The sequence below is a fragment of the Aureisphaera galaxeae genome (assembly GCF_028561275.1).
GTDB lineage: Bacteria > Bacteroidota > Bacteroidia > Flavobacteriales > Flavobacteriaceae > Aureisphaera > Aureisphaera galaxeae.
Window position 1 is genome coordinate 509206 of sequence record NZ_JAQQTF010000002.1, and the last position, 26013, is coordinate 535218.

Here is a 26013-nt window from a genome sequence, read left to right on the forward strand (position 1 = left end):
ATGAGGAGAATTTCAAAAATATTTGGCGCGATATTAATGCTATCTATAGCATTTGTGTTTGTTGAATACTTCTTGAAATGGTTAGAGGTGCCGAACTATCTGATACCAAGGCCTACAGAGGTTTTTGAGGTTGTCAAATTAAAGTTCAATTACCTTCTTGAGAACACCTTTACCACTGTTGTTGAGTCAATCTTGGGGTTTTTACTTGGGAATTCCATTGCATTTTTATTAGCGGTAGGTTTTCATCTTTTTCCAAGAATTGAGAAAGCAGGTCTTAGCGTTTCTGTAATGATTAAAGCAATTCCCATAATTGCCTTAGCACCTTTATTTGTGATTTGGTTCGGCAATGGGATGTTTGGTAAGGTTTTAATGGCGGCCTTAGTGTGTTTTTTTCCAATGCTAATAAATACTATTTCTGGGATTAAAGACGTAGATCCAAATCTTATCGATTATACCAGGAGCTTATCTCTTTCGAACATTCAAATTATTAGATTTGTTAGAATCCCTTCCTCTCTTCCCTATGTTTTTGCGGCACTTAAAACTTCGTCAACAATTAGTGTCGTAGGAGCTATAATAGCTGAACTTACAGGGTCCGACGCAGGTATTGGACATATTCTACAGGTTTCTGTGTATCAATTAGAAACCGATTTAATGTTTGCCGCTATTCTTTTTATTACAGTATTTGGTCTAACATTCTATTATTCCATTGAATTCCTTGAACGTAAAATTTTAAAAAAATATAGTTATGTACAATATCAAAATAATTAGGAAGGGTCGTAGATTGACCTTTATGGCGATTCTATTCATTGCAACAATTCCATTTGTTGGATGTAAACAAACTAACAAGAATGAAGAACTCACTCAAATTTCTACAAGAATTAAGTGGTTTACTTATGCATCTTATATAGGCACTTATGTGGCAAAGGACTGGGGGTACTTTGAGAAAGAGGGACTTGATGTTACAATTTACGAAGGAGGTCCTCAAGTCGATGCTACTAAACTTGTGGCAGCTGGCAACAATGATTTTGGAATCTGCGGAGGGGATCAGCTTATTGTTGCACGCTCTAAAGGCCTTCCAGTTGTTGCTATCGCAGCTCTTATGCAAGAATCTCCGGCTGGATTTATGGTATTAGATACTAGTGATATCACTTCAATGGAGGATTTTCCTGGTCATAAAATTCGAATTATTCCAGGGCACAATACAGAAATTGAGTATAGGGCAGTAATGAAAAAGTTAGGTATAAATACCGAAGAAAGTATGGACGAAATGGTAAACTTTACCGAGCTTCAATTGCTTTTGAATGGCGATATTGATATAGAACCGATTTATTTGAACAATCAACCTTCTAAGGCAAGGGATTTGGGTGTAGAATTTAGAACTTTTACACCTACGGATTATGGTGTTCGCTCCTACGGAAATGTATATTTCACAACGGAAAAGATGATCGAAGAAAAACCAGAAGTTGTCCAAAGTTTTTTGAATGCTATTATAAAAGGGTGGAGCCAAGCATTCGAAACACCAGAAGCGGCGGTAGATTCCTTAATTACACATTCAGAAGTTTTAAAAAAATCTGTTGAACTAGACAAACTCGAAAATACCAGACCACTTATGTTTAGAGTAGATGGCAGGACTGGATTTATGGAAAAAGAAAGATGGGAAGATATCTATAGTGATTTGCTTGAGACAAATGTTATCAAGGACAGTGTTAACATATCTAAACTATTTGACAATAGGTTTATACAGAATATCTATAAGCAAGCTCAAATAGAAGTTGAGCATTAGGAAGATATGAATTTCGATTTTGAAGGTTATATAGATTTTAAATCTTTTGTTGGTCGTTATGATGTTTTACCAAATAAGATTGTAGAGTTGTTCAGAGAATTTGAACATCCAAAAAAAATAAATATTATTGATTTGGGGTCTGGTGAGCTTACCTTACTGGAAAAAATGAATGACGCCCTTTCCAAGCATTACAACACCAATTGTATCGCTATAGATGATTCAAAAGATATACTTGGAAATATTTTGATTAAATATGGAGGAAGTTTGCCTGATTTTCTTCACGAATTTGTTCAACAAGATATAGAGGAATACATTAAGCAGAATGACGGTTCCTGGAATCTCATTTTGTTAAGCCATGTTATATATCACATACCCTTGTCCAATTGGATACAATTAATTAAGAGGCTTCAAAACCAGTTAGCAGTGAACGGGAAATTGTTTGTTGTTGCAAGGAGCATCAAGGGAGAATGGTGGAGTATATTTGAAAACCTTCAAAGAAAGATTGAACAATTTCAATTAAGTACGTATCGATTTTCCGAAGACTTTGAAAAAGCGTTGCGAGAGACAGGGATTAACTATCATAAAACAGGTGTGAGCTATATCGGGACAGTGAATAATTTAAGTCAACTTGTAAATGCTTTTGAATTCCTTTATAGATTGCCAAGCGGATATGTTGAACCGGAAAGCAATCTCCATAAGAGCATTGCATTTTCTGCTCAGAACAAGATAGTCAATGGAGATTGCCAATTTGGGTTTATCGATGAAATATTTATGATATCCAGTTTAAATGAATAATAAAATGGAGGGTTTATCGATGAAATATTTATGATATCCAGTTTAAATGAATAATAAAATGGAGGGTTTGTTTATTGAAGACTTGGCCATAGTTTATAAAACTAATCAAGGGCCACTTTTGGCAATAGATAAGGTTACCTTTAAAGTCCCAATGGGGAATAAAGTAGCCATTTTGGGCCCATCGGGCTGTGGAAAAAGCAGTGTCTTGAAAGCTATATCTGGATTGGTTCCAAAAACTTCGGGGGCCATTAAGTTTGATTCAAAACTAAGTTTTGGGTATGTTCCACAAACCACAGCTCTCTTTAATTGGAAAACAGTTGAAGAGAATATTAGCTTCCCATTGCAAATAAGAAACTTCGATGAAACTTATAGAAAAGAAAGGGTTTCGCAATTAATGGATGTTTTCAGACTTAGCGAATTTGGTAAGTTGTACCCAAGAGAGTTGTCTGGAGGAATGAAATCACGAGTAGCTATTGCTAGATCTCTTTCAGACAAACCGGACGTTCTTTTGCTAGACGAATGCTTTGGAAATTTAGACGAACTTACTAGGGAGGCTTTATATATAGAACTTACAGCTTCCTTTGAACAGCTTGGCACCACGATATTATTTGTTACTCACTCGATTCAAGAGGCTGTATTTATGGCCGATAGCATAGTGGTTTTTTCTAATGCTCCTGGAAGGATTAAAAACATTATTGAGATTCCAAAGACTTATTCAAAAACAAAGACTTTTTTTAAGTCCGAACAATTCCATTCGCTTTGCTTAAAAGTGAGGGAAGCATTAGAAAAAAATAACTAAAACAAGAGATAAGTGCATAGATTTTATTTTTTCGTTGCAATCATAATTATTCCAATCATATCATTTGCTCAAGAAAACGACTTAACTTCTTGGACATGTTTCCAAGTCAAACACAAACTAAATGATAAATATCAAATTTCTATCAAGCCTACCCTTCGTAGTAATAACGACTTATCTGAATTTGATAATATCTTTTTTGATGTGTCAGTAAATAGAAAGTTTGGAGAGAATTTAAGTTTTAAAATCCTTAATCGACTTGTTACAGATTTCGATAATAGATTTGGATCTGTTTTTTTCTTCGACATGTCCTATAAAACCAAGTTAAGGCAAAATCTGACATTAACAGGGCGCTCTAGGTACCATTTAGGGATTAATAAGAATTATTTTGGCTCCGATTTCTTGAGAATAGAACCTAAGGTTAAATTCAAAGCTTCCAAAAATTATAATCTATCAGCAGCTGCAGATTTTTGGTATCACACTAATGAAAGTTTTCGCTTGCAAAGAATAAGATATCAGATAGGTGTAGGCTTTAGAATGACAAACCGTACTAGTTTTCAATTAGCATATTGGTTGGAGGACTTTAAGAGATTAAGAAGAAATAGTAAAATCCATATTATTGTAACAAATCTTGTTTTGGATATTGAATAAATCTATTTCGGAAGATTTGTAACCTCTTCTTGTTTGCTGTCCAAGTAGCATTTCTTGATATACTAGTAATTGATACAATCTCTATCCATTAATTTCCCCCTGCACCCCATTTGCACCCCTCTTTTTTTATCAGTTCAACGATTTATTTCTTTATTTGTACTCGTAACCAACCGGGACCCCCATGAAACACTTTTGTAATCGGATGTTAATCCGCCCCCTTTTGGTGGTATTCTCACTACTGTCCCTTTCACTTTCTGCTCAAGAAAGCACAGATTCGGAGAAAATTGCCTTGGCCGATAGTATATACGCCGAAGGAAGAAAATATCAAATCTCGGACCCAGAAAAGGCAAAGGAATTCTATACCCGTTCCATCGATCTCATCGATGCGGTGCTTCCAATAGTGGATAGTACAAAACCCTATCTCTATAAAAAAGCGAATGCCTATCGGGTTCTAGCAGGGTACAATGCTATGGACGACAAACCCCTCGAGTCCCTCGAAATGCACGAAAAAAGCTTGGCCATTAAACGTGAAATTGGGGATCGGGAGTCGCAAGTGCTGAATTACCAACAATTGGCCAGTCTCTGGGGAACCAACGAAGATTATGAAAAAGCGGGCATCGCAGCCGATTCCGCCTACAGGATTGCCCTCGAGACCCAATCGAAAAAGTATTTAAGTAATGCCGCCCGTGGAAAGGCTGCATTTTTCAGGGCAACGGAACAAAAAGATAGTGCCGACCATTACTTTAGATTGGCCATCCGTGCGTCAGAGGATTCCCCGAATAAAATACCAGGCTATGCGGCCCTAGACATGTACAGCAGATTCTTACGGGAGCAAGGGAAGACACAAGAGTCCCTTACATATTTGAATCAATTCTTGGATAAACTCAAGGATAATAACGATACCATATTCTTTACCTCGGCGTATTTGAGCAGAGCAGAAATGCAGCTGGCATTGAATAATCCCGATGCTGCCATAGAAAATTTCGAAAAGGGGATTTTCTATGCCGAAAAAACGAATCAAAGGGACGATCTTATTGAAATGTTCAAGGGTTTAACCCAAAGCTATGAACTGAAAGGGAATTACAGGAAGGCCTATGAGAGTAAAAAGCTTTACTTCGATGAGTATAAGCGTAGAAGGGATACCTCTGCTTTTCGGGAACGTGCAGAAATTGCATTGAAGTATGAATACGATCTTAAAAAAGCCGTGGACAGCACCAATTTCGCCCAGCAGAAACTCATCGACGAGAGCGAATTGAAGCGCAAGGCCAATACCAAATTTTGGATTGTGGTTACAGCCCTTTTGGTGATACTCTTTCTAGCGTTAGCCTATTATCTGATACAACGACGAAAGGCAGCAGAATATGCCCTTAGAAACGAGTATTTAAGTGCAGAAGTGGATACCAAAACGGAAGAGATCAACGAATTACTTACCGAAACCATTCAGCATATAAAGAGCAAGGAACGCATTGCTGAAAACCTTCAAAAACTATCAAAAGAAGAAGAGGGGATCTCCTTGAAAAGTATCCTAGTAGAACTGCAAGCTTCCAAAGCAGACAATGCGAAACTGATGCTAGTAAAGCAAAATATTGAAAAGGTAAACTACGGTTTCATAAAGAACCTAAAGGAGAAGCATAGAAACCTTACCAATACTGATCTTGAGATATGTTCTTTCATTCGAATAGGTCTTAACCGAAAACAGATTGCGGCCTTACGGAATACCTCCATTGCGGCCATAAAATCTTCTCGATTTCGGTTAAAAAAGAAGCTTTCCCTTAGCCCTGAGGATTCCTTGGATGATTACATAAATTCCTTATAGTTAATCAATTAAGATGGTGCACCCATATTTGCACCCCTAAGTTCCTTTTGCAATGAAAATGGGGTGTCTATCTTCGTTTAGAGATTAGAAAACAACCATGTCTTCCGAGAACGGAAATAACGACCATAAAAACAAACCAAGGAATGATTCTGGGGCTATAAAGCTGGTTCAGAAGGACTGTCAGTATTTTTTGAGAATGCACAATCGTCGCTTGGAACAGCAGTTGAAAGCCCTTCAAAAAATAGAGGATAAACTTCTTGAACTGCGTAAGGATATGAAGGGATAGTTGAGGCTGATCTCGTTTAAATGGCTTAAAAACAGTAAATTATGATGAATGCATCCCGTGTTGCACCCTAAATTTTAACAATTGAACCCCTATTTGCATCCCCTTAAAATTTCATAGGGGACTGAAGGCATACTACTTTCGTACTAGAATTAACCAATAAAAGCCAGATGTATGATATTCCCCAGTTATATTTCACAGAATGGCACAATTAACACCTTGTTCTTTTGCCTACTCGCTTTTGCCATTTGTATGTGTATTTATTATTTGGCAAAGGCCCATGCAGAGTATAGAAACATATTGAATCGATCTCATAAATGAGTCTGAGTTTCATGACAATAAACAAGTTTGACTAAAAACTTGAATTTTTTGTGAGAAGAATAAAAAAGCCACACCAACCGCAGTTATGGTTAGGGGTCAACACCGGTCGCTGCGGGTGGCTTTTTTGTTTTTTTTGGATTGTAGTATATTTAGAGAACCTAAATCCTTAATCTTACCCTCATGAAGTTCATGAATCTACCGACCCGAATGTCCAGCTTTCTCTTGGCTTTGTTATTTGTCCTACAAGGCTGTACCGTATACAAAGGATCCATCACTTTAGAGCAAGCCGTTAATGGGCAAAGAAAAGTAAAGGTCATTACGTCCGACAGCGATACCCCAAAGGAGTACGAGAAAATTACCCTTGTAGATGGTGAATACCGCGGAACCCCGAAACGCTACAGCCAAGGTACTGAAGAAGTGATTGATACTTCCAAGATTGTCGAAATTAAAGAGCACGACAAAACGCTCTCTACCATTATATCCTTTTCACCTTTGGTAGTTATTGTAGCAGCAGGAATCCTACTCTTTTCCAGTGAAAGTGAGAATGAGGATAGGGAAGAAGAATAACGGTTTTTTAAGCAGCCTACTCTATCTTTTTGTAATTTTCTGAATTGTACCGATCGCCATCTGAATCGTGCGAAATTTGGCTATAAGTGTTTTCTCCCAGTTCCAGTTCGAAACGGAACACCTGGACGGTGTCCACAATCTTCATCATTTCGTTGGAAGCATATTCCAGTCGTTCTTCTAAATAACCATCCACGATCCTATAGGTGCCATACCCAAACCACTCATTGGTGTCTTTTGGGTTGAATCGTGTCCACATGACCTTACCCTTACTGTACATCTTCACCTGCCTGTATCCTTCCAGATTATACAGCGTATCCTGAATTTGATTTTCCTCATAAATGAATTGGTGCTGGAGTTCCCAAACACCCTCTAAAGTGATGGTATTTGATGGGGAGTTGCTTTCGGTAGCCGAGCCGAGGAAAAGCAAGGCAACAATACAACCAGAAATAAGACTAATTCTCTTCATGGCTATGAATCTTTTAGGTTGATTTTTAACGATTTACACCTATAAGATACGAAAAATTCGCGGCTTTTGAAGGACAATTGTTAAAATACATCCAAGAAATAGGTAGTTTATCGACGTTTTGAAGAAAACTCCTGCACTTGAACGAAAACCCATTTTCTATGCATGCATAGATTTTTTAGAACGTAAAAGTGTGTTTATTTTTGTCCCGTTAAAGAATTGATTACAAGTTAGATAATTGATTTTTTTTCATATTTAAAAATTGGTTAGTTTTTTAGCCTCCATAAGCATCCTACTTGTGGGGGCTTTATTTTTTTGGGAGCTACTGCACGTAAAATGCTGTTTAGACGAGGTCTAAATAACATCCTGTAAGATTTTTGTTTCAACTCCCTAACTAGTATGGCATGCGTGCCCTGTATACGTAATCCATTCATTTACAAAGGCTGAGGGCAATCCGTTAATTTTGCTTATAAGTTGCTATAACTAAGAGTGTTATTAAATCCTGAAATTGTGCTCTTATATGTTAGTTTTTAATAAACTTTAGTTATTCTAGATAACTTTCCCATTACGTTTCTTTTAAATACGCTTTAATGTTTCGTAACACTTGAAATCTACTTTTAGGTGTCTAAAAAAATTAACTCGTAAACCAAAAAACGAAACAATGAAACGTACTTTACTTACCTTATTATTATGTGTTGCCATGGGAGTTGCCATGACAGCCCAAAATGACTTTCCTTCCCGTGTTGTGGAAATCGATTGGGAAGCTACCGAAGTGGTAATTCCTCCCTCTCCCTTCCAGTACCAAATTCTTTTCATCGGAGGAGAAGACATGGTACAGACCGGGATCAACGAAGAAGTGCCTGCAAAGCAGTGGCATGACTTCATCGGATTCACCCCTATTACAGCCGAAGACTGCGTAGATGATCCCAATGCTATTGGTTGGGTATCCATTAACCACGAAAGAATCCAGGCCGATGACAAAATCGGTGATGGTGGTGGTATGACTGCTTTCCTAATGGGAAGACAGCCAAGTAATGATTTACTTTATGTAGTTCCTCAAACGTTGAGCGACGGTCGTAAAGGAGATTTCTTCAACGTAGACTTCAAGAATGTTGGAGAAACGGGTATGAACTGTGGAGGGATCAACTCCATCGTAGATGGTCGTATCTGGACAGCAGAAGAGTGGTTCAGAACAGATAACGCAAGTATCTATGCCGATGGAAATGGTGTTCGCGACACGACTGCATATACGATTAAGTATACCGAATTTGAAATGGCTAACTTCCAAACCATTCCGAAATACCAAAACTTCAACTGGATGGTAGAAATCGATCCAAAAGAAGCCAAAGCCGTTCGAAAGCAATACAATTGGGGACGTCAGCCATTCGAAGGAGGAACGGTAGCAGCCGATAACAAAACCGTATACTTAGGGGCAGATGCTACTCCTGGATTCTTAAGCAAATTTGTTGCCGATACCGAAGGTGATTTCACCGTAGGTACTACCTATGTATATAAGCACGATGCGGCCGGTGAACCATGGGTAGAAATCGACAATGCCGATTTCTCAAAAATGCTCAATTTCAAAGACGAAGCAGTTGCTGCTGGAGCTACCATGTTCAACCGTTTGGAATGGGTTACCATTAACAAGAACACTGGAAAAGTGTATATGACCGAAACAGGACGTGACAATCCTGGAGATCGTTGGGCAGATGAGGCTGCAGCCGGTGCTGTGTACGCTCCTCACCACATTCAAAGAGCTTCAGATCAAGGAGTATCTGGTCCAGACGATGAGAACTATTGGGATTATTACGGAAGAATCCTTGAATTCGACCCAGCTACGGGAGACGTAACCATTTTCGTGGAAGCAGGTCCTTTCTTCCCTGTAAGTCCAAGTGTAAACGATTACCCAGCCAAACACCTTTCCAATCCTGATGGATTGAACATGCTATACGTAAACGTTGCGGGAGAAGATAAAACGTATATGTTGATCAACGAAGACCTTAACGGAACTTCTTTCGGTCGTACTCCCATCGAGTACCCAGATGACAGAATGTGCGAAATGTACATCTTGGATATGGAAGTTGCCAATCCAACTATAGATGATCTTATCCGTTTGACCCAAACTCCGCGTGGAGCAGAGATCACAGGAGCTTGTGCTACTGCCGATGGGAAGTCTGTTTTGGTAAACTCTCAGCACCCTGATAGTTCTAACCCATTCCCTTACAACAACTCATTGACCTTTGCTATTACTGGATTCGATGATTCTGGAGCTTTAGAAACCTTGAGCGCTCCCGATTTCCAAGGAGCTCCTGCCGATAGCTTTATCATCTATCCAAACCCAACCGAACGTATTGTATACTTCAACAAGATAACCGATGTTGCCCTCTACGACATCACCGGTAAGCGTGTAGCTGTTTACCGTGATGTGAAGTCTATTGATATTGTTGGATTGGCCCAAGGAACCTACTTGTTGAAAACCAAGGAAGGTGACGCTAAAAAACTTTTGGTTAAGTAATAAACTTCATTTCAATTGAAAAAAATCGGACATCTTCGGGTGTCCGGTTTTTACCATGTATACATCCCACATAATTATGAAAACCGATACTTTTTTCTTCTTGGGCAGCATGTTCCTTGCAGCCCTACTCATTCTCGCCAGTAAACCAAAAAGATCTACTTCCGCCTATATCGATAAGGCCATTGGCACCATCAACGAAAAATTTCATGAGGATTTATCCTCTTGTTATGATGCCACGGTACAATTTCACGAAGCGGCAATTTCCTTTCAACGGGGTGATGTATCGGAGCCCGAACTGGAACGTGAATATTCCCAGTTAAGGGAAACCTTCAAAAAGATTGAATTCTTTGTGGAATATCTGGATAAAGAGGCATTCGATAAGACTCTAAATGGAGCACCCTTGCCAAAGTTGGAAAAGAAGGTGGCCGATTTACGCGTGCTTCAACCCAGAGGAATGCAGGTAATAGACGAATTCATGGCATCCGGTTTTTCTACTTCCGATAGGGAAGATTTGGTGGCACAGGCCTATAAGTTGGAAAATGACGTTAAAAAAATAGAACAATTCTTGGGCGTTCGCCGGGTAACCGATCGTCAGTTTTTTGAAGCTTCAAGGCAAGCTTTGATTCGATTGGCAACCTTGGGCATTACCGGTTTCGATACACCGGGAACCCAACATGGTATTAGTGATGCTACTGTGGTTTTGCAAATACAACAAGAATACATGCAACTGTACAAAAGCGAACTTCGTACGATAAATTCACTACAATTGTTAAAGGAGTATACCCTTATTTCCAACCAAGGGATTGCTCAAACCCAAGAAGGAAATTTCGAAAATTTCGATCGGCTCTCTTTTATTAAAAACGTGGTTACCCCCTTATACAAGGGAATAAAGGATATACATTTAGCCTTGGATTATGAAACCATTGAAGAGGTGTCCCGTTACCCTTTGGCAGTGAACTACGATGCCGATCACCTTTTTGAAAAGGACTTTCTGAACAAATTCTACTACGTAAGCATCGCCAATGATACCAGTTTCAATAAGATTGCGTCTTTAGGAAAATTGCTTTTCTACGATCCCGTGCTTTCCAGGAACAACACTATTTCCTGTTCCAGTTGTCATGCCCCTGAAAAAGCCTTTACCGATGGGCTTACCACAAGTAAATCGAATACAGGAAGTCCGTTGAAACGTAACTCCATGACTCTTAATTATTCGGTGTACGCTTCGGCTTATTTTCATGATCTGCGTACCAAGCGACTTGAGGATCAATTTGAACATGTAGTGTTAAACAAGGATGAATTCGATTCTTCCTACCCAGAAATTGTGGAAAAATTGAATACAAGCCCTACCTATTCAAAAAAGTTTGTAGAAGCCTTTCCTGCTTACGACAAGCCTATAAAACCCAACAATATAGATTACGCATTGGCGGCGTACGTAATGCAGTTCACGACCTTCGATAGTCCTGTAGATGCCTATTTTCAGGGAACCGATGCTTCCCTTTCTGAGGAGGTAAAAAACGGCTTCAATCTATTTACTGGAAAAGCCAATTGCGCCACCTGCCATTTCTTACCCACCTTTTCGGGATTGGTGCCACCCCTTTACAAAGAAACCGAGGCAGAAGTATTGGGAGTGCCAGAAAATAATTATGAGCCTTGGATTTTGGATGATGATATCGGCCGCTTGGGCAATGGGGTGACCCAAGAGGTGGCAACCTTTTACAACAACGCCTTTAAAACGCCCACGGTTCGGAATATAGAGAAAACAGGACCTTATATGCACAATGGTGTCTACAACACTTTAGAAGAAGTCATGGAATTCTATAATTTGGGAGGAGGAGCTGGCCTTGGTTTTGGGATGGACCATCAGACGCTAGCTCCGGATCCTCTCAATCTTACCGATACCGAAATTGAAGAGATCATTGCCTTTATGAATTCCCTGAACGATAAGAAGGAATTTATGCCACCAACTGACTTGCCAAGGGACTTTCCCGAGAAAAAGTTAAATGAACGTGAATTGATAAAATAAGCTCCTTCGGAATTCGTATTTTTCGGCCTATGATTCTAGACATTATTGAGAAGCGCAGAGCCGTATTTCCGGTACAGTACAACAACAATCCCATTTCTGAAGAAGAATTGAACACCATACTCCAAGCAGCCAATTGGGCGCCTACCCATAGGCGTACCGAGCCTTGGCGTTTCAAGGTGTTTCATTCGGATACCGCTAGAAAAGGACTGAGTGAATTTTTGGGTAAAATGTACCAAGAAATTACCGATCCTATTTCAGAAACAAAACTTCAAAAGACCATGGACAAACCCTTACAATCGGGTTGTGTCATGGCCATTTGTATGCAACGGGATCCTAAGGAAAGTGTCCCCGAATGGGAAGAGGTCGCAGCTACCGCGATGGCCGTGCAAAACATGTGGTTAACGGCCCGTTCGCTAGGTATTGGATGCTACTGGAGTTCTCCAGCCTTAAAGGATCATATCGGAAAGCACATCGAACTTCCCGAGGGTGAAAAATGCCTCGGGTTTTTCTATATGGGTAAATTCGATGGAGAACTTCCCGAAGGAGTCCGTAAGAGCACTATAGCGGAGAAAACGGTTTGGGTATAACCGTTATTCCTTTACAAACTTCGCCGTACCGAGTATTCGGTTTTCACTGAAAAGTTGAATGAAATAAACTCCTTGCGATAAACCTGCAACATCGATAGTTTTTGTATTTCCCTGTTCCGTGTTGGAAGTAATTATCTTTTGTCCATTCGTAGCATATACAATGGCCTCCACGTCCGAACTCCAACCATGCTTTAGCTGAACGGTAAGTTCTTGGGCGGCTGGATTCGGGTACACAGAGAAGGGAATGGAGGTAGTATCTATGTTTCCTAACGTTCCTTCACCTTCAATAATGTCATAGGTTTGATTCGTTGTGCTGGCATCGAAAATTTCGGTAGTTCCTACGGGCCATTCTACAATCACCTCGTCAATGGAAGTGGAATTTCCCAGTCCAAAATGAACCGTATAACTGTTCTGACTGCAGTATCCGGAAGAAGCTGCAATCTTGCGTGTTTGCCAAACAGGATTTCCATTGATTGTTGCCAAAATCTTTACGACAGCACCAACAGCAGAATAGTTGGAATCCGTCCCTTGGCAATGCAGCTTTACCCAATTATTACCCGTTCCTGTATTTTCATACAAAGAATTTGTCTGATTTTCACTCAAGGTATTGGCTAGCAATGCATCCAACCAGCCATCATTATTATAATCCCCAAAGGCACAGCCGAACGTCCATCCTGAATGATTGGCCAAATCGCTCGAAGTATCTTGAGTAAAGTTTCCATTTCCATCATTTATGTACAGGAAATTGTTGTTCTGTCCAGCCAAGAATGCATTACAAACGAACAAATCCAAATCCCCGTCGTTGTCTACATCGGCAAAAGAAGATCCGAAAGAACTGGTAGAGGGAACGGCAACGGCAGAAGCGGTATCTTCAGTAAAAGTACCATTGTCGTTTATGTATAATTGATTGGCTTGTCCAGAACTTCCGTAGTTGGCTACAAAAAGGTCGAAATCCCCATCATTATCTATATCGCCCCAAGAACTCCCAGCAGAATTTCGGAAACTTAAGGTAATGGTCGAATCGAAGATTTGGGTGAAATTATCAGGGCCGTCATTTCTGAAAAGCGAATTGGTCTGTCCTTCTTCATTGGTCACAAAAAGGTCGCAATCGCCGTCTCCATCATAGTCAATCCAATCGATGGAACGAGAAGCCAATACATCGTCTGTGATGGAAAGGGAAGTCTCTTGTTGAAAGCTACCATCTCCCAGATTTTCAAAGTACATATTTTGTAAACTTCCCACACTGTTAGTGAAGTATAAATCGAGATTCTGATCATCGTTGGCATCGATCCATGTGGCCATTTCGGAGTAGGTAAGGGGAATTCCCATGGCAATAGTAGGTTCATAAGTGAATGAGCCATCTCCGTTATTACGATAGAAATAGTTTTTCTTACCCACTCCACTGGCGCCAAAAGTGACGACAAAGACATCTAAATCGCCATCGTTATCTGCATCGGCGAAACTGGCGCCATCGGAGCGGTCACCATCACTTACAATATCGTCCACCGTTACTGTGGTGAATGTATTGTTTTGGTTGTTAATGTAAAGCATGTTGTCCTGTCCTGCGAAAGGTCCATTGGTAATGAAAATATCGTCCCAACCATCGCCATTTACATCAACAAAGTTGGCGCTTCGGGAGGCTGAAGGCGTTGTGGTGAGATCGGGAATGGAGGTTTCCTGAAAGGATTGGGCAAAGTTCATTGCCACAGGGGCAACACAAAGAATAAGTGCTATAAGTGTATTTTTAAGATTCATGTGATACTGATTTATAGGACGAAAATCAATAAAAAAGGAACCATGATATCGTATTTGATGTGAAGCCTTCAAAAAATGATATGAACGGAAATGGAGGAAAGAAACGATGTTTCAGATACAAGTCGCTTTACATCTAAAATTATAGGACTCCTATCAATTTTTGGTACCTTGAAGAACATTTCAGTAACATAGCGCTTTCGTATTAGTTTGAAAGAACCTACTCCCATAAAAATACTCATCGCAGACGATGAAACACTGGCCCGAAAAAGGATAGAAACCTTTTTGGAAGAAACCTCGTTTCCCATCATCTTGCTGCAAGCTTCCAACGGAAAGCAAACCATCGATAAGATACTTAATGACACTCCGGACCTAGTCTTTTTGGATATTAAGATGACCGATATGACGGGGTTCGACGTGCTACAACAACTTCCCAAGGAATCCATACCCGAGATCATTTTTGTGACCGCTTTCGACACCTTTGCCGTTCAGGCTTTTGAAGTACAGGCATTGGACTTTCTACTGAAACCATATAAGAAAGCAAGATTCTTGGAGGCTTTGGAAAGAGGGATGCTTCGGGTTCAGCAATCGCAAGAGCATAGCTTTAGTGAGAAGGTGGAAGAACTTATGAAATATATTTCAGGGAACAAACCGGAACTAGGGGATACCCCTGCCGGATATTTGGATAAAATCGTCCTGAAGTCGAACAAAAAGTACATTTTTGTAGCTACCGAAAACGTACAGTATATAAAAGCTTCGGGTTACTACGCCGAGATTTTTACCCATAAAGGGGAAAAGCATCTGTATCGGATTTCCATGACCGAATTGTCCCAAAAACTGGATCCCACTTCCTTTTCAAGGGTGAATCGATCGGCGATTGTGAATCGGAATTTTGTAAAAGAAGTAATTAGCGAAGGCTTGGGCGATTTCAGTATCGTTATGACCGACCAAACGGCCTTTCCGCTTTCGAAAACACATAAAAGCACCTTCCTAAAACAGATGGGAATACGATCGTAATGAAAGTGAAGATTCTAGATAAAATCCTGATTAAGTACCTGTTGCTTTTCTACGGTGTAGCATTCGGCCTTTCGGCCTTGAGCGGAATTATCGGTAAGTTACAGGGGATTGCTTTTAAGACCTATGGTTGGGGAGGGCTTATTTTTAATACCACATTCCGTTATACTTCCAAACTACTTTTCGTAGTCTTGGCGTTGCTATTGGTTCGTTATTTACAGGAACGCAAGAACATTTCAGAATGGGTGGCCATGGCACTCCATGGCCTATTTGGGGTGACCCTAACGTTCTATTCTGTTACCACCCAAGTCATAGTGGGCAATTTGGTGTATGGGTTCGATGACCCAGTTACTTGGGAATACATTTATCCACGGGCCATCATGGGGACCGATTACAATTTCTTCCTGTATTTCTGTTCTGTGGCCATTGTGTATGCGTATTACTATTTCAAAAAGCAACGAAAATACGAGTTACAAGAGTCGCAATTGAAGACACAGTTGTTGGATTCTAAGATTCGCTCTTTGCAAAGTCAGTTGCAGCCTCATTTTCTTTTCAATGCGTTGAACGATATTGCTGCTTTGGTCGATCAGAGTCCTGAAAAGGCCCAGGACAGCATCGCCGATTTAAGTGAGATGCTTCGGAAGACGCTTCAATTGAAGGATACAAAGTTCATTTCGCTGGCAGAAGAGCTAGAGCTCTTGCGAAAGTATGTAGAGATAGAACGCATTCGTTATGATAGTAAGCTGAGGGTAAATGAGCATATAGCCAAAGATTCACTTGCCGAGAAGGTGCCACCCTTATTGTTGCAACCCATTGTGGAGAACTCGTTGAAGCATGGCTTTTCGTATGATCACGATAGCTTGACTGTCGATTTGAACATTAGGTCCCAGAATGGGAAATTGATGATTACCGTAGAAAATGACGGTAAGCCCTTATCCCAAGACAGAGATCATTTTGGGATTGGATTGAGCAATATCCTTTCGCGCTTGGATACCCTCTATGAAGGTGATTTTGTATTTGAAATGCAGAATAGAGAAGGGGAAAAAGGAGTGCAGACCAGTATCGAAATTCCTATAAATTAGAAGACTTCAATTTTTAGAAAGGGAAATCCAACAAACTCCAGTTTTTGTATACATGATATACAAAGATACCTAGGTACACACAGGTTGCAAAAAACTTCATAAATGTAGACGCTAAGAATCCCATAAAGGATCCTAGGGCTGCTTTAAAGGCTTTGGGACCTTCGGTTTCGTTAAATGCTAATTCGCCCACCAAGGCTCCCACGAAGGGGCCGATTAGTATTCCAAAGGGAATGGGGGCAATGATTCCTACAAGTAGTCCTATGGTTGTTCCCCAAGCGCCTGCCCTAGAACCACCAAACTTCTTGGTTCCCATGGCTGGGATGAGGTAATCGAGAATATAAATGGCAATAGCGACCACTCCGGTAATCGAAATAAACACCCAATCGAATTCCAAGGAAGGGGCTAGGTACAATACAATAAGGCCCAACCAGGAAATGGGCGTACCAGGTATTACGGGGAGGATGCTCCCAACAATACCTACGAGCATTAAAATAAGCCCTATAATGACAAAAAGTAAATCCATAACCGCACTGTAAGACGCATTAGAATGAGCATTGTTACAATATTTTCAACTAAAAAATTAGTTTAAACTAATTTTTTAGTTATATTAGCATTGTAAAACGGGATCAAGTTATGAAACAACTTACAAAAGCAGAAGAAGACATAATGCAAATCCTTTGGGATTTGGAAGAAGGCAATGTTGCCGCTGTGATCGATCATTTGCCCGATCCTAAGCCTGCCTACAATACAGTTTCCACTATTGTAAGGATATTGGAAAACAAAGGTTTTGTAGGGTATAGAAAAGAGGGAAGGGGGCATATTTACTTTCCCTTGGTGAAGAAATCGGACTATAGTCATGAGTCTATGAATAAATTGGTAGATGGATACTTTCAAGGTTCCTTTAAGAGTATGGTTTCCTTCTTTATGAAGAAGAACGACATTAGTATGCAGGAGTTGGAGTCCATCTTAAAGGAAATTAATAAGGAAGAAAAATGACACATTATATTTTACAGGTAATTGTTTGCCAATTGCTCTTTTTGGCTGTTTATGATCTGTTCCTGAAGAAGGAAACCTTCTTTAATTTGAATAGAGCTTATCTGCTCTTTACCCCATTGTTGAGTATTGTGATTCCTTTAGCCGAAATTTCCATCATTCGGGAAAGTGTGCCCGAGGTATATCACTTTCAACTTCCGGAAATTATCATTGGAGCCACCAAAACTCCAGAAACGACTACGACCGGATTTCCCTATATGACACTGGTTTGGGTGCTGGGAGTACTCGGCAGTTTATTGCTCTTCGGAAGAAAATGGCTGCGGTATCTTCAGTTGAAGCGAAAAGGAACCGTAGTGAAAAGCAACGAATTTACACTCATCGAGCTTCCCAATACCACCATTGCCTTTAGTTTTTTTAGGAATATATTTTTGGGAAGGGACCTTACCGAAAAGCAACGAAAGAGCATTCTTCGCCATGAGCAGGTACACGTAAAAGAGAGACATACCTGGGATTTAATGTGGTTCGAGTTATTGCGTGTCATCTTTTGGTTCAATCCACTCATGTACGTGTATCAGAAGCGCATTACCACCCTGCAAGAATATATTGCCGATCAAAAGGCCATGACCTTCGGAGGCAAGAAGGACTATTATGAAAGTTTGTTGTCGTCGGTCTTTCAAACAGAATCAATTTCATTCATCAATACATTTTTTAATCATTCATTAATCAAAAAACGAATCGTTATGTTACAAAAATCAAGATCAAGTAAAATCCTTCAACTAAAATACCTTTTGCTGCTTCCCGTGGTAGGGCTCATGATGTTCTATTCCTCTTGTGCGCAGGAGGATCCTAAGGCCTCAGAAACATCGAGTACCGAAAGAATTGCGGAACTAAAGAAGGCGTTGGACCAGGGTGAAATCACCCAAGCAGAAACCAAGGAGTTAAAGGAGTTGATGGCCCAAGAATATGCTGGTAAACCTAAGGGAAAAGGATTGGGTTCCGACGTAGAGTCCGATGCCATTCCGTTCGCGGTACTTACCGAACCGCCTATTTATCCGGGCTGTGAAGGGTTAACAGGAAAAGAAGCACAACAATGCTTTAATCAGAAAGTTGCACAATTCGTGATGGAAAATTTCGACCGTGATATTCCAAAGGATTCCGACATTGAAGGAGCACAACGAATTGTGGTTCAATTTAAAATTAACAAAGAAGGTGTGATAACCGATGTAAGAAGTCGTGCACCACATCCAATCTTAGAGAAAATGGCTTATTCTTCGGTGAGCAAACTGCCCGTTATGCAACCTGGTAAAAAGGATGGTAAGCCTGTAACCGTAGTATATTCCCTTCCTATTATTTTTAAATTGCAATAAGTTAATGGTGTTATGATTGAAAAAGCCGAAGGAATTCCTTCGGCTTTTTTGTTTATGCCTTCCATGCTGAAAGAACCATAACGACAAGTATTTCTTAGTCCATATTAAGGATATCTTCCATCTTTTTTTTATGAGCCTCGCTATTGCTTATTTCGAAAGCTTTTCGCAGGTAGGTCAGTGCATTTTTCTTGTCTTTTTGGGCAATGTAATAATCTGCCATCGAATCATACACATTGGCACTGGTTGGATAATACTCCATGTTTAATTCAAAGATTTTCTTAGCCTTACCCATATTGCCGCTATCCATTGACATGTATCCAAGCATATTCAACAAATTTTCTTCAAAGGGCGGTGTTTTTTTACCAAAATGCTTAGATAATTTCTCTTCCCTGTAAGAAATGACATCAACCAAATCTTCGGTGGGTATATCAAGATTGTTGTAAATGTGCGCATTCTCTAGCCTATACCATGTAAAAATCTCCCTTAGTCCATCATGAATGGAAATTAAAGGGACGGTTCCATGGATTTGGTTTTCATATAATTTCCATGAAAATTTTATTCCGTCCTTTTTAGCGGATTGTATGGTCTTTATAAAGTCAAAATTAGAGCGCATGCCCAAAGAAACGTCTGTAGTGTCTGTCATGACGTTGTATACGTTCAAATCTTCCCGGAACCTAAATAAACCATTGGCAAGAGTTATGAAAAGGGATGTATTATCGAATGTTTTCTTTTTCAAAATACCTTTCGATTCCTTTAAGAGTTTTTGGTTATCCCAATCCAAACTCGGGTCTATTGCCAAGTAGTTGTTGAACAAATCCGTGTGTTTAAGGAAGGCATTAATGGTAAAAAGTCCGCCGTAGGAGTGCCCCACCAATGTCCTATAATCTAACGTGGGGAACGTAGCGTCTATATAGGGGATGAGTTCATCTTTTAAAAACTGAATGAATTTATCCGCCTCGCCGGACTCTCCTCTAAAAGGAAACCCTCTTCTATGTGTAACCTTTGAAGTCGTTAAATCCCGGTTTCTATTTTCTCTGTTCGAAATACCGACGACAATCATGGACGGTATCCAGGCGGGGGAGTTGTGATTTAATGTAGCGGCGATAGCATCAAAATGCATACGCCCATCTAGAAGGTATAACACTGGGTATTCCACGCCTTCTTCAAGATTACCACCATTGGGGAGTTGAATCCAGAACGTTCGATTCTCATTCAGCACCTGAGAATGAATACTGTCCTTTACTCCAAATTGAAACAGAAATTCAGTTTCCGTTGAGCTTTGAGAACTTGCACCAATGGAAATAAAAAGTGCGAGAATGCAAAAAATGTGTTTGTTATTCATGTCGATAAACTGCTTTTATATGTGCAAAAATCCCATAGTTATCCTAGTGTTTGTTCCTTACAGGGAACACCACTTATAAATAACTATAGGGATTGTTCAATTAGATTATTCTACATCAAAGACGATGGGAAGATGGTACGAAACCGTTACAGCTTTTCCTTGGTGCTGTCCGGGTTCGAAGAGGGGAAGATTAGATACAACCCTAATGGATTCCTTCTCCAATGTAGGGTGGGGAGCTCTAGCTCTTACATCAGTAACTTTTCCTTGGGTGTTGATCATGAACTGTACAGAAATCCGTTGGCGACCCACCAATCCAAGGTCCTTGCCTATATCTGCATTAAAGTTGGACGCTACATATTGCATCATTTTCTCTGAAAAGCATTTTTTTGCTGCTGCGGCATCCTCTATACCCTCGCATCCTGGGAATGTGGGCACTTTGTGTATAACACCAAACGGAATGGCCGCCTTGTCTTTTACGTCATCGAATTCCTCCACATGTACTCCTTTAGGATTGGTAAGGACATAGAGTATTTTAAGGGCTTCTTCTTCCTCTGGGGTCATGCTTCCTTTGGCTGCAATAGATTCCTTTAGTTCTGCTATTTTCTGCATTATTTCACTTTGGGATTTGCTTTCTAGGTCTGCCGTTTCATTCGCTTGGCCAGATGTATCCTGGGTGCAGGAGGTATAAAGCAGGATACCGCCAACAAGAGGTATAAGGAGCAAGTACTTCAATTTTAGGCGCTTTTTAGAATTTGATTTCTGTAACATTGTGAATCGTTTTTTGATTAATGAATGATTGAAAAATGTATTGATGAATGTTATATTTTCTGTTCCGAATACTTGAGACAAAAGTCCCCCATAGTATTCTTTCTTCCCTTTTTTCTTGGCAACAGAGGCATCGGCAGTGTATTCTTGTAAGGTTGCCATTCTTTTTTGATACAGGTAAACCATCGGGTTGAACCAAAACACCATACGCAGTACTTCAAAAAAGAGTAGGTCCCAAGTATGATATTGATTCACATGCACTCGTTCATGCAGTAATATGTGTTCCCGTTGTTGGGCGGAAATGCTTTCCCCAATGAATATGTTGTTAAGGAATGTAAAGGCGCAATCTCTTTCAGGCAAAACGATGAGATTGAAACCGTCATGTTTGGTTACATCTCCAGTTCTTTTCAGGGTGTGGATTCTCCAAAGTTTTTTAATAAAAAACACGAGGGTCAGAAATATTCCAAAAACCCACACCAACATGGGGATATTGAGAGCTTCTGACGTTTCCGTATTCGGAATATCTGTTACCGCTAATCCGTCCCCGATAACAATCTCGGGCAATTGGAAAAGGTATTGCTCGGGCATGGCTTCCCTGAAAAGGTCGATCTCGACAAAGGGGAGTGCCATAGCCAAAAGAGGAGTGATTAGGAGGTAAGCCCTGTTCGCATCAAAGAAGGTCTCCCTCCCAAGGAACAGGTCATAGGCCAAGAGGAAAATCCCTTGGAACACCAATACTTCTAAAAAATACACTGTCATTTTTCTTTCTTGTTTATTTCCTTGAGAATGGATTCTAGTTCATTAACACCGATATCATTATTCTTCATAAAAAAAGAGACCATGCTCTTAAAGGAACCGTCAAAGTAGTTCTTTACCAATTTGTTCACCGATTGGTGGCTGTATTCCTGCTTTTCGACCACAGGGAAATAGATATGTCCACGTCCTTCCTTTCGGTAGCTTACGAAGCCTTTGCTTTCTAATATTCGTATGATGGTGGATACGGTATTGTTTGCGGGTCTTGGCTCAGGGAAATGACTAACAATAGTAGCCACATTGGCTTCTTCGAGATCCCATAAGATCTGCATGATTTCCTCTTCTGCTTTGGTGAGCTGTTTCATTTTAATGATTTATTTCACACACAAATATAACTAAACATTTAGTTTAAACTAATTTTTTAGTCAAAAAGATGAAAACATGCCATAAAGTGTTGAAAGGCCGAGGGGATTCTCTTCCTTTGTTTTTGTTAAAGCTATTTTTTAAAAATTTAAAATCATCTGTATGTCAGAATATTAGAAAAGCACACTTGTTAAATTTTTAAAAACTTTCAGGAGGTTTTCGCAGTCTGTTGTTTTAATTTCAAATACCGCCTATGAAAAAAAACCGCCTACAAATCGCCCTGACCATCGCTGCACTTATCATTGGTGCATTTTCTATCTCCAAAGCTATTTCCCTTTCGGAAACCCGAATGGATTTTAATGGAGAATCCCTTTTTACCGTAACCAACAAATACTATTACAAAACCCAGGAAAACGGAGCCAAAATAAAATGGTTCATTCCTCAAAGCAACAACAGACAACAAATATCTAAAGCAGCCCTCCCCAAAACGATGAATACCACGGCATCCCGGGAACCATTTAATGATAACGTTTTGGGAGAGTGGCTCACAAGCGAGTCCAACACCTATGGTGAGTTGGAACATAGTTTCACTTTCACGGGAAAATCGAAGCATTATGCATTACCCAAGCAGTTCGATACGGCCCCTGCTACTTATCACCAATTCTTAGTCGCTACCGATTTTGTGCAAGTACATCACCCTAGGATAGCCCAATTGGCAAAGGACCTTACCCAGGAAGCTTCCAATGACAAGACTAAGCTTGAAAAGATGTATGCTTATGTAGCTAACATTCCAACCGCCCCGATACGAACACGTACCGATGCTGTATCCGTTTTAGACAGAAAGAGCGCATCATGCAATGGAAAGAGCCGATTGTTTTTGGCTTTGACCCGAAACTTGGGTATGCCCTCACGACTGAAAGGAGGCATTGTATTAGAAAATACCAGTAAGCGTACATCTCATGTTTGGGTCGAAGTTTTTATCAATGGACAATGGGTTCCTTTCGATACAACAAATAACCATTTTGCCTATTTACCAGCGCATTATTTGGAAATCTATCAAGGAGATGAAGCATTGCTTTCCCGATCTACCGATATGGAGTTCGACTATACCTACGATATTCAGGAAGAATCTACCGTTCAGTTTATGGGAATGGCATTTCAGAATGTAGAAGACGCTACCCCTTTTTCACTAGTGCCTTTGGTAAAGCACAAATTGATTTCAGAAAAGAATCTTTTTCTGTTGCTCATGCTACCTTTGGGAGGGTTTTTCGTAGCCTTTTTACGAAATGTAGTTGGGCTGCGAACGTTCGGGGTGTTCCTTCCTGTACTCATTGCCTTTTCCCTTTTCGAAACAGGTTATGGATTGGGATTGCTACTGTTCCTATTTCTTATTTTCTTGGTGGGAGCCGTATCCAGACCTTTTCAGAGTATCGGACTGTTGCATACGCCTAAACTTGTCATTTCCCTAAGTGTTATGGTGGTCATCATGCTGTTGGGAAGTTATTTGGGATGGGCTACACAAACCCCGTGGCTATCGGCCTTAACCTTTTTCCCCATCATCATCCTAACGATTTCGGCAGAGAAGTTTTCCAATCTTATCGTTGAAGATGGTTTCGGAAAGGCCAGTGGCATTCTCTTTCAGACCCTTATAGCCGTAAGTTTTTGCTATCTCATTCTTTCCGTAAAGTCCTTGGGCGCTGTGCTCATGCTATTCCCCGAAGTCATCCTGTTTATTATCCTAGGATCCATTTTACTGGGACGCTATGTAGGGTTCCGTTGGACAGAACTGATACGCTTTAAGCCCTTGTTGGATTTCAAAACGATTTAAGATGTTTTATAAGCTTTTTCAAATACAAAACCCCAAAGGGGTCATGGGAATTAACCGCCGCAATTTAGAGCTGGTGTACCGTCATAATCATAGAAAACATTACCGTTTGGCAGATGATAAAGTGCTTACGAAACAGCTTTTGGAAGCACACAAAATTGCTACGGCAACTACCTATGCAGTGATTCGGAAAACGGGAAACATAAAGAGAAAATGGGAGCAATGTAAGCAGTATGATGCCGTGGCTATTAAACCCGCCAATGGCTGTGGAGGCGACGGGATTAAAATCCTAAAGAAGGACAGTGAAGGGAACTTTAGATCTGGGGGAAGGGTTTGGACCGACACTGAAGTGTATAAACACATTACCAGCATCGTTTCAGGATTCTTTTCCATGAACTCTTTAGACAGTTGCCTTATCGAAAAATGCATTGTGCCCCATCCATTCTTTGCCGAAATATACAATGCCGGGGTTCCGGATTTTAGAGTGATAACATTGAAAGGAACCCCAATTATGGCGATGCTTCGTATGCCCACTTCAGAGAGCGATGGAAAGGCGAATTTACACCAGAAAGGAGTGGGCATCGGCATCCATATGGGAAAAGGGGTTCTTACCCAGGTATACGATGGAAAAAGATATACGCACCATCATCCCGATAATCCCAATCCGGTATACGGAAAGGAGATTCCGTACTGGGAAGAGATATTGACACTATCCGAAAAAACAGCGGAAATATTTCCGCTGGACTATTTAGGAATCGACATTGTGATTGATGAGGCTGAAGGCCCGCAGATCATGGAAGTAAACGTTCGCCCCGGATTGGGGATTCAACTAGTGAATCGCTGCGGGCTTCAGCAATCTATCAATGAAAACCTAATAACCTCAAACCTACTATCATGAAAAAAATCATCACCCTTGCCCTAATTGTGGGCCTGCCTTTCGTTCTAGCAGCCCAAACCGAACAAAAGTGGGAACTGGAAACCCAAGGAGGATATGAATACAACTATTTTAAAAGTCCGGATCAACTCATACGCGATGAGGTTCTTTTGGAAGCCGATAGTTTAATTTCGAGCAGTGCCTTTCAGGATGTGAGAGCTTCGTACCGATTAAAAAAGGAGTGGGGATACCATGGCTTTTCGCTATACGCATCGCCGGAAGCGCGGATTTTTTACGATCAAACAGACGATTCGTATTGGCAAGCACGTATCCGGGCCAATTACAGCTATAAGTGGACCCGAAAGCTGAAGTTTTTGGCCGAAGTTTCCTTTAAACGCATGAATCGTGAAGGATTGGACGGCGCCCAAGATGTCCTCATCAATCCTTTGGGGTACACCAATTATGGAGTGGCAGCAGGAGTGGAGGGGCGTTGGCTAAAGCGGAACAAGACAACATTGGAGGTATTCTATAATTTCAGAAATTTCGATGCATTTGGTATTCGTGACCTTCAGTTCGATGAAAAAGGAGTGACGCTTAGTAGTGTCCAGTCTTTCAAGCCGAATGAATTGAAACATCGCTTCGGAATTTCGGGAACCTACAAGCAACGATTGTACGACACTTTCAATGCTTCTAACGAGGTGCCTAATGGCGAAAGGGATTGGCGTTATTTAAGGGGAAATGTATTTTATGAATTTCCGATAAGTAAAGCTGTGGAGGTAGTACCAAGTTATCAAATAAGTATACGAACGGATGTGCTCGAAGAACGATCCGGATTTACCCAATACGGTCCCAAGTTGGCTTTGAGAGTGACTACCCCCAGAACCAAGATAAGAGGGTCCTTTTCTTATTTAACAAGGGATTATAGGACATTGGAAGCACGGGACAATGAAGGATTAATTGGTGAAAAAATTAAATACGAATATGCCAATTTCAACCTCTCCTTGGAGCATTCTTTAGGAAATAATCTATACGCTACTCTCTCTGCTTACAGTAGGGTACGCACAACCAATTACACCGATTTGGAAGCGCGTTCCTTTAGGGGTTATACAAATCAGTATGTGGGTATTGGATTTAGCTGGCAGTTGTAATGATTTGCCAGATAACAGAGCGAAACCCCGTCACAATTATGGAATCGCTTCAGGGCTCGCATTTTAATCGTTCACCGATGAAGTAATTATTACCTGTTTCGATGCGATTTTCTATTTCAGTAGCATTTTTTGAAA

General features: G+C 40.5%; 24 protein-coding genes. 18 read left to right on the top strand and 6 right to left on the bottom strand.

What is annotated here, in order from left to right; translation table 11 throughout:
* The 8 genes from POV27_RS02130 (at position 1) to POV27_RS02165 (ending at position 7012) form a co-directional block, all read left to right on the top strand.
* Entirely contained in the window at positions 1–768 is a 768-nt protein-coding gene (locus POV27_RS02130; RefSeq protein WP_272861084.1) for an ABC transporter permease, read from the top strand.
* Between the two features lie 22 nt (positions 769–790).
* A complete protein-coding gene (locus POV27_RS02135; protein ID WP_272861085.1) occupies positions 791–1783 on the top strand; it encodes an ABC transporter substrate-binding protein in 993 nt (330 codons plus the stop codon).
* Between the two features lie 6 nt (positions 1784–1789).
* The gene (locus POV27_RS02140; RefSeq protein WP_272861086.1) at positions 1790–2578 is read left to right on the top strand and encodes a class I SAM-dependent methyltransferase; all 789 of its coding nucleotides are present in this window, start codon (positions 1790–1792) and stop codon (positions 2576–2578) included.
* A 46-nt stretch (positions 2579–2624) separates the two neighbouring features.
* Positions 2625–3377, top strand: coding sequence for an ABC transporter ATP-binding protein (locus tag POV27_RS02145; protein ID WP_272861087.1), 753 nt, complete (start codon positions 2625–2627; stop codon positions 3375–3377).
* Between the two features lie 12 nt (positions 3378–3389).
* Complete coding sequence (locus POV27_RS02150) at positions 3390–4025, top strand: DUF2490 domain-containing protein (protein ID WP_272861088.1); 636 nt, start codon at positions 3390–3392, stop codon at positions 4023–4025.
* Between the two features lie 181 nt (positions 4026–4206).
* A complete protein-coding gene (locus tag POV27_RS02155) occupies positions 4207–5841 on the top strand; it encodes a hypothetical protein (protein WP_272861089.1) in 1635 nt (544 codons plus the stop codon).
* Positions 5842–5938: 97 nt separating this feature from the next.
* Positions 5939–6127 carry a hypothetical protein gene (locus tag POV27_RS02160; protein WP_272861090.1) on the top strand — a complete coding sequence of 63 codons (189 nt, stop codon included), beginning with the start codon at positions 5939–5941 and terminating at the stop codon, positions 6125–6127.
* 498 nt (positions 6128–6625) lie between these two features.
* Complete coding sequence (locus tag POV27_RS02165; protein WP_272861091.1) at positions 6626–7012, top strand: hypothetical protein; 387 nt, start codon at positions 6626–6628, stop codon at positions 7010–7012.
* Between the two features lie 16 nt (positions 7013–7028).
* Here the strand turns inward: POV27_RS02165 and POV27_RS02170 are convergent, their stop codons facing one another.
* Positions 7029–7478 carry a hypothetical protein gene (locus POV27_RS02170; RefSeq protein ID WP_272861092.1) on the bottom strand — a complete coding sequence of 150 codons (450 nt, stop codon included), beginning with the start codon at positions 7476–7478 and terminating at the stop codon, positions 7029–7031.
* A gap of 658 nt (positions 7479–8136) precedes the next feature.
* Here POV27_RS02170 and POV27_RS02175 point away from each other — a divergent pair.
* From POV27_RS02175 to POV27_RS02185, 3 genes are all read left to right on the top strand, one after another.
* Positions 8137–9990 carry an alkaline phosphatase PhoX gene (locus POV27_RS02175; protein ID WP_272861093.1) on the top strand — a complete coding sequence of 618 codons (1854 nt, stop codon included), beginning with the start codon at positions 8137–8139 and terminating at the stop codon, positions 9988–9990.
* 76 nt (positions 9991–10066) lie between these two features.
* Positions 10067–12013 (top strand): cytochrome-c peroxidase, encoded by a 1947-nt coding sequence (locus POV27_RS02180; protein ID WP_272861094.1) that lies wholly within the window; start codon positions 10067–10069, stop codon positions 12011–12013.
* A 29-nt stretch (positions 12014–12042) separates the two neighbouring features.
* A complete protein-coding gene (locus POV27_RS02185) occupies positions 12043–12600 on the top strand; it encodes a nitroreductase family protein (RefSeq protein WP_272861095.1) in 558 nt (185 codons plus the stop codon).
* A 3-nt stretch (positions 12601–12603) separates the two neighbouring features.
* Here POV27_RS02185 and POV27_RS02190 read toward each other — a convergent pair whose 3' ends face one another.
* On the bottom strand, positions 12604–14355 hold the full coding sequence (locus POV27_RS02190; RefSeq protein ID WP_272861096.1) for a T9SS type A sorting domain-containing protein: 1752 nt from the start codon (positions 14353–14355) through the stop codon (positions 12604–12606).
* Positions 14356–14562: 207 nt separating this feature from the next.
* On the opposite strand from POV27_RS02190, the gene POV27_RS02195 reads away from it, so the two are divergent.
* Both POV27_RS02195 and POV27_RS02200 read left to right on the top strand, forming a co-directional pair.
* Positions 14563–15369, top strand: coding sequence for a LytR/AlgR family response regulator transcription factor (locus tag POV27_RS02195; RefSeq protein ID WP_272861097.1), 807 nt, complete (start codon positions 14563–14565; stop codon positions 15367–15369).
* Entirely contained in the window at positions 15369–16448 is a 1080-nt protein-coding gene (locus tag POV27_RS02200; protein ID WP_272861098.1) for a sensor histidine kinase, read from the top strand. Before POV27_RS02195 ends, POV27_RS02200 begins: the two co-directional genes overlap by 1 nt.
* Positions 16449–16461: 13 nt before the next feature.
* Here the strand turns inward: POV27_RS02200 and POV27_RS02205 are convergent, their stop codons facing one another.
* Positions 16462–16971, bottom strand: a complete 510-nt coding sequence (locus POV27_RS02205; RefSeq protein ID WP_272861099.1) for a DUF456 domain-containing protein — start codon at positions 16969–16971, stop codon at positions 16462–16464.
* A gap of 110 nt (positions 16972–17081) precedes the next feature.
* On the opposite strand from POV27_RS02205, the gene POV27_RS02210 reads away from it, so the two are divergent.
* The gene (locus tag POV27_RS02210; protein WP_272861100.1) at positions 17082–17444 is read left to right on the top strand and encodes a BlaI/MecI/CopY family transcriptional regulator; all 363 of its coding nucleotides are present in this window, start codon (positions 17082–17084) and stop codon (positions 17442–17444) included.
* A complete protein-coding gene (locus POV27_RS02215; RefSeq protein ID WP_272861101.1) occupies positions 17441–18808 on the top strand; it encodes a M56 family metallopeptidase in 1368 nt (455 codons plus the stop codon). The genes POV27_RS02210 and POV27_RS02215 overlap by 4 nt, the downstream gene beginning before the upstream one ends.
* 94 nt (positions 18809–18902) lie before the next feature.
* Here the strand turns inward: POV27_RS02215 and POV27_RS02220 are convergent, their stop codons facing one another.
* The 3 genes from POV27_RS02220 to POV27_RS02230 form a co-directional block, all read right to left on the bottom strand.
* Entirely contained in the window at positions 18903–20150 is a 1248-nt protein-coding gene (locus tag POV27_RS02220; protein ID WP_272861102.1) for an alpha/beta hydrolase-fold protein, read from the bottom strand.
* 105 nt (positions 20151–20255) lie between these two features.
* Positions 20256–21674: a M56 family metallopeptidase gene (locus tag POV27_RS02225; protein WP_272861103.1), complete on the bottom strand. Its 1419-nt coding sequence runs from the start codon at positions 21672–21674 to the stop codon at positions 20256–20258.
* The gene (locus tag POV27_RS02230; protein WP_272861104.1) at positions 21671–22033 is read right to left on the bottom strand and encodes a BlaI/MecI/CopY family transcriptional regulator; all 363 of its coding nucleotides are present in this window, start codon (positions 22031–22033) and stop codon (positions 21671–21673) included. The genes POV27_RS02225 and POV27_RS02230 overlap by 4 nt, the downstream gene beginning before the upstream one ends.
* Positions 22034–22284: 251 nt before the next feature.
* Here POV27_RS02230 and POV27_RS02235 point away from each other — a divergent pair, with 251 nt between their 5' ends.
* Genes POV27_RS02235 through POV27_RS02245 form a run of 3 tightly spaced genes read left to right on the top strand, consistent with a single transcriptional unit; the run spans position 22285 to position 25878 of the window.
* Complete coding sequence (locus POV27_RS02235; protein ID WP_272861105.1) at positions 22285–23859, top strand: 7TM domain-containing protein; 1575 nt, start codon at positions 22285–22287, stop codon at positions 23857–23859.
* A gap of 1 nt (position 23860) precedes the next feature.
* Positions 23861–24754, top strand: a complete 894-nt coding sequence (locus POV27_RS02240) for a sugar-transfer associated ATP-grasp domain-containing protein (protein ID WP_272861106.1) — start codon at positions 23861–23863, stop codon at positions 24752–24754.
* Positions 24751–25878 (top strand): hypothetical protein, encoded by a 1128-nt coding sequence (locus tag POV27_RS02245; RefSeq protein ID WP_272861107.1) that lies wholly within the window; start codon positions 24751–24753, stop codon positions 25876–25878. Before POV27_RS02240 ends, POV27_RS02245 begins: the two co-directional genes overlap by 4 nt.
* Positions 25879–26013: the final 135 nt, after the last annotated feature.